Below are 12,590 nucleotides of genomic sequence, written 5' to 3'. Positions count from 1 at the left end.
TGATGGTAGTCGTCGTTCCATTGCGCGCGATACTTTCCGTCCGGGATAACCGACAATGGATCGAGCAGTACGGCGCGGTTATCGTCGTTCTCCAGCACAAGGTGGATATGCCGGCCGCTCCGCCGCGCCAGAATGCCGATGGCGCGGCTGATATCGTTCAGGATCGTCGGTTCGCCCATCTCGGCGAGGGCATGCACGGCGTCGAGGCGTAGCCCGTCGAACCGATAGTTGCCGAGCCAGTGCAGCGCGTTGTCGACCGCGAAGGCGCGCACTTCGGCAAGCCGATAATCGATCGCAGACCCCCACGGCGTTTCCGCGCAGAAAAACTGCGGCGCATAAAGCCCGAGATAATTTCCCTCCGGGCCAAAGTGGTTATAGACGACATCGAGAAAGACCATCAGTCCGCGCAGATGGGCTTGATCGATCAATTCCCGGAGATCGTCCGGCGTACCGTAAACGTGATCGGGTGCGTACCACAGTACGCCGTCGTAACCCCAATTTCGGGTACCGGCGAAGTCGGCCAGCGGCATCAATTCGAGAGCGGTGATTCCGGTCGAAACGAGATGATCGAGCTTGCCGATCATTGCGCGATAAGTGCCCTCCGGCGTGAAGGTGCCGACATGGCATTCGAGGATGACCGACTCGTGCCAGAGCCGGCCACGCCAGTCGGTCGCCTTCCACTGGAAGCGACCGTGCTCGACTAGCTCGCTTGGACCGGACACGTCGTAGGGTTGATACGACGACGCCGGATCCGGCACGTCGAGACTGCCGTCAATCCGGAAACGATAACGTGTGCCGGGCCGGGCCGCGGCCACATCGGCCACGAACCATCCGCCGCTGTCTTTCGTCATTGGATGCGCGGCGTCGGTTATGACGTCCACTTCGGCAGCCGCCGGCGCCCAAAGCCGGAACGTCGCGCCGTCCGGTCGGAGAATGGGGCCGAAACGGCCGGCTGTCATGGTCGGCCTGCGAACGCGATGACGCTGCGAGGCGGCGCCTGCATCGTCGCATTGGATTCGTGCTCGCTGCCTTCAGCATCATCGTCGGTGGTATGGAGCACGATCGACCATGTCTTGTACTCTTCCATGCCCGGAACTCTGAACTCGATCGCCTCAGAAGCAGCGTTGAGCACGACGTAAAGGGCTTCATGGTTGTGCTCCATTGGTCCAAGCACGTAGGAAAGAAATCGACCCTCCGGGAAATTCCAGTCGGCGTCCGTCATCTCGTTGCCTTCCGGCGTCAACCACAGCACGCCGTAGGCGCCGTCAGCCGTCTTGCGGACGACCCATTGCCGTGACCTGATCTGCGCAAACCGCTTGCGGATCGCGGTCAGGCGTCCGACGAAATCGGTCATGTCGTCGCCCTCACGGCCAAGGCCGCTCCAGTCGATCCATCCGATCTCGTTGTCCTGACAATAGGCGTTGTTGTTGCCATTCTGGCTGTTGCCGATCTCGTCGCCTGCGAGGAGAAGCGGAATCCCCTGGGCAAGCAGCAGGCATGCAAGCTGGTTCTTGCGAAGCTGACGGCGAAGCGCAACGATCGCGGGGTCGTCCGTCGGTCCCTCGTGGCCGCAATTGTTGCTGTGATTGTCGTTGGAGCCGTCCCGATTGTCTTCACCGTTGGCTTCGTTGTGTTTCTCGTTGTAGGAAAACAGGTCGGCGAGCGTGAATCCGTCATGGACGGTGACGTGATTGATGCCCGCGCGCGGAGAGCGGTCGTCATGATTGAAGAGGTCGGATGATCCGGTCATGCGGCCGCCGACATCGCCGATCAGATTTCCTTCGCCAGCCCAGTATCGCCGCAAGGCGCTGCGGTATCGGTCGTTCCACTCCGACCATTGCGAGGGGAAACCTCCAACCTGATAGCCGCCGGCGCCGACGTCCCATGGCTCGGCGACAAGCTTGACGGCGGCAAGGGACGGATCCTGCCGGATCGCATTGAAGAAGGAACTGTTGCGGTCGAAGCCGTGGGGACCGCGCGCCAGCGTGCTGGCAAGATCGAAGCGAAAGCCGTCGATGTGGCAGACCTCGACCCAATAACGCAGCGAGTCCATCACCATCTGCAGCACGCGCGGGTGAGTCAGGTTCAGCGAGTTTCCCGTGCCTGTAAAGTCGTCGTAATAACGCGGATTATCCGGCATCAGCCAATAATAGGATGCATTGTCGATGCCGCGGAACGACAGGGTCGGCCCGAGGTGATTGCCTTCGGCGGTGTGATTGTAGACCACGTCAAGCATGACTTCGAAGCCTGCGTCGTGAAGGCGGGCAACCGACATGCGGAATTCGTTGAGCGCGTCGTTCTTGGCGTAGCGCTGTTCTGGCGCGAGGAACGAGATGGAATTGTATCCCCAATAATTGCTCAGCTTGCGCTCGACGAGTTGCCGATCATCGACGAAGCCGTGAATCGGCAGCAACTCGATCGTGGTGACGCCGAGCCGCCGCAGGTGATCGATCATGGCGGGCGCTGCGAGCGCGCGGTAACTGCCGCGCAAATCGGGAGATATGTCCAGACGCGTCTTGGTCAGCCCTTTGACGTGCGCCTCGTAGATGATCGTATCTTCCCAGGGAATGCTGGGCCGCGGTTCGCGCCGGCCCCAGTTGAACGTCTCGTCGGTGACGGTGGCTTTCGGCATGGCGCGCGCATTGTCGCGCCGATCGAAGGACAGATCCTCGCGCGGGCTGCCGGTGCGATAGGCGAAGTGGGCATCGCTCCAGACCAGCCGTCCGCTGACCTTCTTCGCGTAAGGATCGAGCAGCAGCTTATGGGGATTGAAGCGGTGCCCGTGTTGAGGATCGTAGGGTCCGTACACGCGATAGCCGTAGAGTTGGCCGGGCGCGACGTCGCTCAGGTAACCATGCCAGACATCCTCATTGTGCTCGGGCAGGGCTATGCGCTCGATCTCCCGCCGTCCCTGGCTGTCAAACAGGCAAAGCTCGACCTTTTCCGCATGTGCCGAAAAAAGCGCAAAGTTCGTGCCGCGCCCATCCCAGTTCGAACCGAGGCGGACATATGTCCCTTCCGAGATTCTCATCATGCAGGTTCCGGCACCAGAAAGATCACCGCGAGCGGCGGGAGCGTCAGGCTGAGTTCGGGGACAACCCCGTCCAGTGTCTCGACCATACCGTGGTTGCCGACGTTGCTTCCGCCGTAATGAGCGGAGTCGGTGTTGAGCGTTTCGCGCCACTTGCCCGCGAAGGGTACGCGTACGCGGTATTCGCGATGGACCGTCGGCGTGAAATTTGCGACAACGAGACAGCGCGATCGTCCGCTTTCGCCCTTGCGCATCCATGCGAAGACGCTGTGGTCGGCATCGTTCGCGATAATCCATTCAAATCCGGCCGGATCGCAATCCAGTTCGTGCAGCGCCGGCAGACTGCGATAGAGCGCGTTGAGATCGCGAACGAGGTTCTGTATTCCCCGGTGCCGGGCCTGATCGAGAAGATGCCAGTCGAGGGCGTGGTCGTGGTTCCATTCGCGTTCCTGGCCGAACTCGCCGCCCATGAACATCAGCTTCTTGCCGGGATGCCCGAACATGAACCCATAGTAGGAGCGGAGATTTGCAAAGCGCTGCCAGTCATCGCCCGGCATGCGGCCCAAAATCGAACGTTTGCCATGCACCACCTCGTCATGGGACAGCGGCAGGATGAAGTTTTCCGAGAACGCATAATGCAGTCCGAAGAGGATTTGACCGTGATGGTGCTTGCGATAGACCGGGTCCTTGCCGATGTAATTTAGCGTGTCGTGCATCCAGCCCATGTTCCACTTGTAGCCGAAACCGAGGCCGCCGAATTCGGTCGGGCGCGAGACTTGCGGCCATGCCGTCGATTCCTCCGCCACCGTTGTGGCGTGCGGGAATTGTCCGAATACCTCCCGATTGAACCGGCGCAGAAATTCGATAGCTTCGAGATTTTCCCGGCCGCCATGTTTGTTGGGAATCCAGCCGCCCTCGGGACGGCTGTAATCGAGATAGAGCATGGAGGCCACGGCATCGACGCGAAGGCCGTCCACGCCGTAGCGATCGAGCCAGAAAAAGGCGTTGGCGACCAGAAAATTGACGACTTCGGTGCGGCCGTAGTTGTAGATCAGGGTGTCCCAGTCGAGGTGGCGGCCCTGCAACGGATTGGCATGTTCATAAAGCGACGTGCCGTCGAAATGGCCAAGCCCGTGGGGATCGTCGGGAAAGTGGCCGGGCACCCAATCCAGCAAGACACCAAGTCCCGCGCGGTGGCAGGCATCGACCAGATGCGCGAAATCCTCCGGCGATCCGAACCGGCTGGTCGGTGCATAAAGGCCGGTGGGCTGGTAGCCCCAGGAGCCGTCGAACGGATGCTCGTTCACCGGCATCAGTTCGATATGCGTGAAGCCAAGGTCGCTGGCATAATGCGGCAGCGTGTCCGCGAGTTCGCGATACGACAGCCAGCGGTTGCCGTCGCCGCGTCGCCACGATCCGAGATGAACCTCGTAGATGGAGATCGGCATGTTGCGCGCATTGATCACGGCGGCTGCCGGCGTCGGGCGGGGCAGCGCGGTCTCGTCGAATACGATTGAGGCGGTATTCGGCCGCACTTCTGCGGCAAAAGCCATCGGGTCGGATTTCAACGGCAGCAAGCCACCGCTCTGGTCGGTGATCGCGAATTTGTAGCGGTCGCCTGTCCGCGCGCCCGGAATAAACAACTCCCAGAATCCGTTGGCTCGCACGCGCATCGGATGTCGGCGTCGGTCCCAGCAATTGAAATCTCCGACCACCGCGACGGCCCGCGCGTTGGGTGCAAGCACGACGAATCCCGTGCCGTCGACGCCGTCCATTGTCATCGGATGGGCGCCGAGTTTGTCATAGAGCCGCTGATGCGTGCCTTCGCCGAGCAGATAGAGATCAAAATCGCTGAGGATCGGCAAAAATCGGTAGGGGTCTTCGAGTTCGACCGTGTCGGCGCCATAGCGCGCGCGAAGGCGGTAACGCTCGGCGCCGTTCGGCAGGTCGCCCAGGAAAAGCCCGGCGTCATGAATGCGCGTCAGTTTCGTTTCCTCACCGCGCTCATTGACGACGCGCACCTCGGACGCTTCGGGTAGATAGGCGCGTACCACCTTGCGATCGTTCTCGCGGTGACAGCCGAGATAGTGGAAGGGATCGGAATGCCGCCCTTCGACGATGGCGCGGGCTTCGGAAGACAGTTCGGTCATGCGTGATCTCGCTTCCTATTTGCGCAGCACGCGGAGTGCGCCGCCCAAGGCAACCCGAAGCCAATCGGGACGATGCGCGAGTTCGTAATCGATTTCATAGAAGGCCTTCTCGAGCAGGAAGAACCGCAGCGTTCTGTCGGCGTGATCGTCATCCTGCGGCCATAGCCGGAGATCGGACATCGCGTCGCGGTAGGCGGTCAGGAAGGTTTGCGTCGCTTCGTCGCGCCATGTCGACAAAGCCTCGGCGAGCCGGCCGTCGTCGTCCGTTGCGGTCTTGAGGGCGCGCTCCTGCGCCGAAGTAACGGAATAGTCGATGGATCTGATCAACCCGGCGACGTCGCGAGCCGCCGGCGCCTTCATCCGCCGCTCGGGGAGACTTCGGCGGGGCTCGCCTTCGAAGTCGATGACGAAAATATCATCGCGGACAACGAGAATCTGCCCGAGGTGAAAATCGCCATGGTGTCGAATGTTGTACATCTGAATCGAAGGCGGCAGCAGCTCCGTGAGCCGATCACGCAGCGACCGACGAAAGTTCAGGAGTTGCTCGGCAAGACGTTGATCCGACTCGGGGAGCCTGGCCTGGGCGAGCCGCTCGAACGTTTTCTCGGCACGCGCCATCAGACGATCGATGAGATGCGCGACATCCGAAGCGGTCACGGGCTCGGGCCGGAAATCCGCGATGTCGTTGCGGCTGGCAAGCGCGATGTGCATTTCCGCGACCCGCTTGCCGGTTTGTATCATGTAGCGCTGGTATGCCGCCTTCTCTTCGAGCGCCGAAGCCGAATCGCTCGCTCCGACCAGCCGCTGCTCATCGACAAAGCGATCCAGCGCGGCGCTGCTGACAGTCCATGCATCGCCTTGATTGCCGACAAAGGCATGAACGATGGCGACGGCAGCCTGGATATCGGGTCCTGTCAGCTCCACGCTGCCGAGCAGGGCGGGCGTATTGGCGAATCCGACGACGTCGGTGAGGAAACGGCCGACTTCCACTTCCGGATTGATGCCGTTGTCCAGCTTGCGATAGATCTTGACGACGAATTTGTCGTCCACCAGTGCGGTGCTGTTCGACTGTTCCGTTTGCACCGCGCGCACGTTGGAAATCGGTTCTTCTGCAATCGAGGCGAGCCGTTCCGTCGGGTAATAGGCAAGCTGCAGCCCGCCTTCTTCGAAGGTTGCCCGCTGGCGCAGGCCGTCGATGATACCGGTGATCAGATCGCTCTCGTGAGCGGTGTCGATCAGAGTTCCTTCGCGCGATCCCTGCCGCACGGCGGCGATGTTCTGAGGATCGAATTTACGCCGGTCGAGCCTGTCCCATCGGATCCGGATCGGCATCGCGTATCGTCCCGACTGGCCGCGATGGGTAACGTCGAAGATCATCAGCCATGGCCGGGAAACCTGATCTTTCATGAGCGGCACCGCCGCTGGGACGCGCGCGGTGATGGCGCCGGCCGATCGCTCCGGAAACCAGCGAGCGCGGGCGAGATGTGAGGGCAGAACGTCGCGCTCGAAGATCGAGCGGGTCCGCGCCAACGACATCCAGGTCGAGCCTAGCGGAACGACGAGGGTTTCGTAGTCCGGAACTATCACCGTGGCGACGTTCGGCGAAGGCGGCTTTTCAGTCAGTTGAAACCAGTAGAATCCATACGGCGCAAGCGTGATCAGATAGGCGAGTTCGCCGATATCGGGAAAAGTCGTTCGTCCCAGCATTTCGATAGGCGAGCGACCTTTCCAGTGCGACAGATCGAGTTCGGAGGCTTGTGCCGAACGCGACAGATTGGCGACGCAGAGCAGAACCTCGTCGCCGTACTGCCGCACGTAAGCGAGCACACTGCGATTTGATGAGCGCACGAAGGACATGGTGCCGCGGCCGAAAGCGTGGCTGGATTTGCGAACCGAAATCAGCTTCTTCATCCAGTTCAACAACGACGACAGGCTCCGCGACTGAGCCTCGACGTTGACGGACTCGTAGCCATAGACGGCATCCATGACCGGCGGCGCGTAGAGCCGCGCCGGATCGCAGCGCGAAAAGCCGCCGTTGCGGTCCGGCGTCCACTGCATCGGGGTGCGAACGCCGTTGCGATCACCGAGATAGATATTGTCACCCATGCCGATTTCGTCGCCGTAATAGACGATCGGCGTACCGGGAAACGACATCAGCAACGAATTCATCAGCTCGATCTTGCGCCGGTCGTTGTCCATCAAGGGCGCGAGGCGGCGGCGAATACCGAGATTGATGCGGGCGCGTGGATCGGCGGCATAGGTCGACCAGAGATAGTCGCGCTCGATGTCCGTCACCATTTCAAGCGTCAGCTCATCATGGTTGCGCAGGAACATTGCCCATTGGCAATTTGCCGGAATATCGGGCGTCTGTCGCAGGATGTCCGTGATCGGAAAGCGGTCTTCCTGGGCGATCGCCATATAGATGCGCGGCATCAGCGGAAAATGATAGGCCATGTGGCACTCGTCGCCATCGCCGAAATAGGACTGCACATCCTCCGGCCATTGATTGGCCTCGGCGAGAAGCACCTTGCCCTTGGCATAGGCATCGAGCTCGGCGCGAATGTGCTTGATCACCGCATGCGTTTCGGGAAGGTTCTCATTGTTGGTTCCGTCGCGCTCGCACAGATACGGGATGGCATCCAGCCGAAAGCCATCGACGCCCGCGTCGAGCCATCGCTTCATGACCTGAACGACGGCCCTGACCACGCGCGGGTTGTCGAAATTGAGATCCGGCTGGTGCGTGAAGAAGCGGTGCCAGTAATAGGCGTTGGCTTCGGCATCCCACGCCCAGTTCGACTTCTCCGTGTCGGTAAAAATGATCCGCGTGCCCTGGTACTTCTTGTCGGTAGCGCTCCAGACGTACCAGTTTCGCGCGCTCGATCCGGGCGGACTGCGCTGCGCGCGCTTGAACCATTTGTGCTGGTCGGAGGTGTGGTTGATGACGAGTTCGGTGATGACGCGGAGTCCGCGGCGCTTAGCTTCGGAGATAAAACGCCGAAAGTCTTTCATCGAGCCGAAGTCCGGATTGACCGAACCGTAGTCGGCAATGTCATATCCATCGTCGCGCCCCGGAGACGGATAGAACGGCAGAAGCCAAAGCGTGGTGACGCCCAGTTCCTGAAGGTAATCGAGTTTGCTCGTCAGGCCGGCGAAGTCGCCGATGCCATCGTTGTTGCTGTCGGCGAAGGCCTTGACGTGAAGCTGATAGATGATTGCGTCCTTGTACCAGAGATCGTCGGTCTGGACACATCTGTCGGCACGGATTTTGGTCATGTCGTTCATGACGCGCCTCACGCCAGACAACGAAACAAAAGCGTGGGATCGCGGAGCGGGTCGATCCTCAAACGCACGCCGCCCCACTCGATGGCGTGACGCTCTCCGGTCATGATGTTTTCCAATGCAACGGGAGGCGACAGATCTTCGGTGACACGGACACGGATAGAGTCGAGCGGCAGCCAGAATTCGGAAGCATCACGCGACAGCGCGATGACGCCGACGACGGTGTTGCCGGCGTCGGTCGTTTGCTTGACGAAGGCGACGATCTGGTCGCTGTCGACCGGGAGGAATCTCAGATTGCGGGTTTGCAAAAGCGCAGGATTCTCACGACGCGCGTGATTGAGCGCGGCGATATAGGGTTTGATATTGCCTGGCGCATTCCAGTCGCGGACCTTGATTTCGTACTTCTCCGAGTTGAGATATTCCTCGCGACCCGGAATGGGTTCGTGCTCCAGAAGTTCGAAGCCGTTGTAGATTCCATAGTTACTCGACAGCGTCGCCGCCAGCGCCACGCGCGACCTGAACATCCAGGCTTCGCCGCTTTGCAGATGGTAGGGTAGGATGTCCGGCGTATTGACGAAAAAATTCGGTCGATAGTAGTCGCGTTCCGGATACCCTGTCAGTTCGTTGAGATAGGACTCGATTTCCCACTTCCGGGTACGCCAGGTGAAATAGGTATACGACTGCGTGAATCCGAGCTTCGCCAGGCCTTTCATCACCTTGGGACGCGTGAACGCCTCGGCGAGGAAGATGACGCCTGGATCTTTCGTTTGAACTTCACGGATCAGCCATTCCCAGAAATTGAATGGTTTGGTGTGCGGGTTGTCGACGCGGAAGATGCGCACGCCCTGGTTCACCCAGAACAGGATAACGTCGCGCAGCGCGTTCCACAGCGAGCCGGCATCGTCGCAGCTGAAATCAGGATTGACGATGTCTTCGTACTTCTTCGGAGGATTTTCCGCATAGCGCATCGTGCCGTCGGGGCGCCGCTTGAACCAGTCTGGGTGCTGCGTCAGCCAGGGATGATCAGGCGAACACTGCACCGCGATGTCGAGCGCGATCTCAATCCCCTGGGCCTTGCAGGCGGAGACTAGATCACGAAAGTCGTCGAAGGTGCCGAGCTCGGGGTGGATCGCATCGTGCCCGCCCTCGCATCCGCCGATGGCGTAGGGGCTGCCGGGATCATCTCTGGCGGCGGTCAGCGCATTGTTGCGCCCCTTGCGATTGGTCTTGCCGATCGGATGGATCGGCGTGAAGTAAAGAACGTCGAATCCCATTGCGGCGATGTCAGGCAGGCGTGCGATGCAGTCGCGAAAGGTGCCGTGCTTGCCGGGCACGGTGCTCTGGCTGCGGGGCACCATCTCGTACCACGCTCCAGCCACGGCGAGGTTGCGGTCGATCGTCAGCGGGTAAAGCTGGGACCGCGTGAGGTCGCCACGTTCGCGGCTTTCGGTCATGGCGCCCGCCAGTTCCGGCACAAGCAGGCATGCGGGATCGCCGCTTTTCAGATAGTCCTCGCATTGACGGACGATGATTGTGGTGGCTTGCTCGCCGCCGTACTGCGCCCGCGTCAGAAGCGCGGCTCCCTCCAAGGCATCGAGAGAGACATCCTGGCCAGCTCGCTGCTTCAGTTCGAAGCCATGCTTCCATGTGGCGAATTCGTCGGTCCAGGCCTCGATGGCATAGACGTACCGGCCGGGGTCGGGAGGCGTGAAGCTGCCGAACCAGCGATCGTTGTCGTGCAGCGTCATCGAAGACTTCTGCCAGTCGCGATCCGTCTCGCGACGCCAGATCAACTGCGCGGCGATGATGTCGTGACCGCTTCTGAAAATATCCGCCCAGACTTCGACGACGTCGCCGGCAAGGCGCTTGACCGGAAATCGCCCGCCGTCCACGCAGGGATATACATCCTCGATGTGGAAACTGCCTGTGGCTGCACCGCGTTCGCCTACCCGTAACGGCATGTTCTTTTGCGTTGATACGGACATCACGCGCCGCCGACCTGCTAGTGAATGAAGGACCCGGGTGTTTAACCCGCGCGTCCCTGCAAAGTTCCCGATGGAACCGCGATCTTGCTCTGGTGTTGACTCACTTCGCGTGGGACGTCACTCCGACGAAATTGCGGACAGTCGGAATCTCGGATGGACGTGCCTGCGGCTTGAGGCTGGGGATGGATGTTTATTCAAAAGCACGCGACTACGGCATCGATCTGGAATTTGTTGACGGGCAGGGGCATTGCCATGTGGTGAGCGGTGAGCGGCTGCGTGCCGTCGTTGATGGTCTGCCGCCTCCTTCGCGACATCCGTTCCTGAAACGACCCATAGTAATCGTCGCGGACGCTACCGGCCGGCAGGTACCGGTGGATGCGAACGGACTGAACTGGCGGCTCGTTGAACGTCATCAGGCGCTTGCGCGAGGCAGTGTGGCCGGCGGGATGATCGATTTGCCGCCTGCGATCCCCATCGGAACGTACCGGCTCGAGATCGAGAAAGAGCAGGGACATACGATCGATTCGATACCGTTACTGGTGACGCCGGAGAGAGCCCATCAAGGATCGTCGTTCGACAAAGCCTGGGTTCTGTCGGTTCAACTCTACGGGTTGTCGTCGTCGCGCAATTGGGGAATCGGCGATTTCACGGACCTCGCCGCGCTGATCGAATTGACTGCGGGTTGGGGCTGCGCGGGGATCGGACTCAATCCGCTTCATGCGCTGTTCGATGACCGGCCGCTCGAATGCAGTCCCTATGCGCCGAACAGCCGGCTGTTTCTCAATCCGCTTTACATCGATCCCGAGAGGCTGCCGGATTTTCCCGATTCGTGGTTGACGCGGCATCGCGAACATCTCGACCGCGCCCGCTCCGGCGAACTGATCGACTACGCGGCGGTTGCGGAATTGAAACTGGCGGCACTCCGGCACGCGTTCGACATCTTCAGGATTACGGATACGGCCAATACGGCGCACGCGGCCGCTCTCGGAGCGTTCGAATCGTTCAAGCGCGAGCGTGGCGAATTGCTGCGGCGCTTTGCGTGCTTCGAGGTGCTGCGACGGCAATTCGGTTTACTGCCGTGGTGGCAATGGCCGGAGGAGTGGCGGCGACCTGATGACGCCCGAATTCAAGCCCTTCGAAATGGCCCACAGCGTAGCGAGATCGAATTCGTGGAGTTCGTGCAATGGTGCGCGGCCACCCAGTTGCAATCGTGCGCGGATATCGCTGCCAAACGCGGAATGGCGGTCGGGCTTTATCTCGATATCGCTGTCGGCGTGCAGGCCGGCGGGTTCGATGCGTGGAACGAGCAGGTTGCCATCTCGCGCGCGCTTTCCGTGGGGGCTCCGCCAGATCAACTCAATACGGCCGGGCAGGACTGGGGCTTGGCAGGATTCAACGCCGCCGGCCTCGAGGCGAGCGGCTTCGAACCGTTTCGCGAGATGCTGCGCGCATCGATGCGCTACGCGGGGGCGATACGGCTGGATCACGTCCTCGGTCTCAACCGGCTTTATCTGATACCGTCGGGAACATCGCCCCGGGACGGCGTCTATGTTGAGATGCCGCTGGAGGCGCTGCTCGGCGTCATCGCACAGGAGAGCGTCGCCCAGCGCTGCGTCGTGATCGGCGAGGATCTGGGGACGGTGCCGGATGGCTTTCGCGACATCCTCGCGACATGGGGCGTGTGGTCATACAAGGTGATGATGTTCGAGCGTGGCCATGATGGCGCGTTTTTCGGGTCGTCTGGTTATGCCGCGAACGCGCTTGTGACCTTCAACACGCATGACCTTGCCTCATTCGCAGGCTGGCAATCGCATTCCGATCTCAAGCTAAAACGAGGGCTCGGTCTCGATCCCGGCGAGACCGACGAGATGCGGACGCACGCACATCGCGCGTTCGAATGGAAGCTCGGCGAAGAATATATCGCGCCGAAAAGCTTTTTCGGAGCCGTTGAATTTCTCGCGCGCACGCCCTCGCGCATACTTGCGATCGCACTCGACGATCTGATCGGGTTGAAGGATCAACCGAACATTCCGGGCACGGTGAATGAGCACCCCAATTGGCGCCGACGGCTGCCGGTTGAATTGAAGGATGTCGGCCATTGGATCGATCTCGCCGCGCTTCGGCACGCGCTCCGCGATCGGTGAA

Annotated in this window: 6 protein-coding genes; 1 reads left to right on the top strand and 5 read right to left on the bottom strand. The window is 60.8% G+C overall.

Annotation, left to right across the window (positions count from 1 at the left end; all coding sequences use genetic code 11):
• The 5 genes from BGN91_RS12790 to BGN91_RS12770 form a co-directional block, all read right to left on the bottom strand.
• A partial coding sequence (locus BGN91_RS12790; RefSeq protein ID WP_292613720.1) for an alpha-amylase family glycosyl hydrolase occupies positions 1-959 on the bottom strand: 959 nt, incomplete at its 3' end.
• Positions 956-3,031, bottom strand: coding sequence for a glycogen debranching protein GlgX (gene glgX / locus BGN91_RS12785; RefSeq protein ID WP_292613728.1), 2,076 nt, complete (start codon positions 3,029-3,031; stop codon positions 956-958). The genes BGN91_RS12790 and glgX, both read right to left, overlap by 4 nt.
• Positions 3,031-5,181 carry a 1,4-alpha-glucan branching protein GlgB gene (gene glgB, locus BGN91_RS12780; RefSeq protein ID WP_292613719.1) on the bottom strand — a complete coding sequence of 717 codons (2,151 nt, stop codon included), beginning with the start codon at positions 5,179-5,181 and terminating at the stop codon, positions 3,031-3,033. Before glgB ends, glgX begins: the two co-directional genes overlap by 1 nt.
• Positions 5,182-5,196: 15 nt before the next feature.
• Positions 5,197-8,463, bottom strand: coding sequence for a maltose alpha-D-glucosyltransferase (treS, locus tag BGN91_RS12775; protein ID WP_292613718.1), 3,267 nt, complete (start codon positions 8,461-8,463; stop codon positions 5,197-5,199).
• Between the two features lie 8 nt (positions 8,464-8,471).
• Positions 8,472-10,445 carry an alpha-1,4-glucan--maltose-1-phosphate maltosyltransferase gene (locus tag BGN91_RS12770; RefSeq protein ID WP_292613717.1) on the bottom strand — a complete coding sequence of 658 codons (1,974 nt, stop codon included), beginning with the start codon at positions 10,443-10,445 and terminating at the stop codon, positions 8,472-8,474.
• A 182-nt stretch (positions 10,446-10,627) separates the two neighbouring features.
• On the opposite strand from BGN91_RS12770, the gene malQ reads away from it, so the two are divergent.
• Entirely contained in the window at positions 10,628-12,589 is a 1,962-nt protein-coding gene (gene malQ, locus BGN91_RS12765; RefSeq protein WP_292613716.1) for a 4-alpha-glucanotransferase, read from the top strand.
• Position 12,590 lies beyond the last annotated feature (1 nt).

Origin of the sequence: Nitrobacter sp. 62-13, from assembly GCF_001896955.1 — a bacterium.
Lineage (GTDB): Bacteria > Pseudomonadota > Alphaproteobacteria > Rhizobiales > Xanthobacteraceae > Nitrobacter.
Note: the sequence above shows the minus strand (reverse complement) of the source record. Positions and strands in the feature narration are given on the sequence as shown.

What these genes read in the sequence shown, in the direction of transcription:
- glgX (WP_292613728.1), bottom strand. Translation starts at nt 3,031, where the DNA reads ATGAGAATCTCGGAAGGGACATATGTCCGCCTCGGTTCGAACTGGGAT.
- glgB (WP_292613719.1), bottom strand. Translation starts at nt 5,181, where the DNA reads ATGACCGAACTGTCTTCCGAAGCCCGCGCCATCGTCGAAGGGCGGCAT.
- treS (WP_292613718.1), bottom strand. Translation starts at nt 8,463, where the DNA reads ATGAACGACATGACCAAAATCCGTGCCGACAGATGTGTCCAGACCGAC.
- BGN91_RS12770 (WP_292613717.1), bottom strand. Translation starts at nt 10,445, where the DNA reads ATGTCCGTATCAACGCAAAAGAACATGCCGTTACGGGTAGGCGAACGC.
- malQ (WP_292613716.1), top strand. Translation starts at nt 10,628, where the DNA reads ATGGATGTTTATTCAAAAGCACGCGACTACGGCATCGATCTGGAATTT.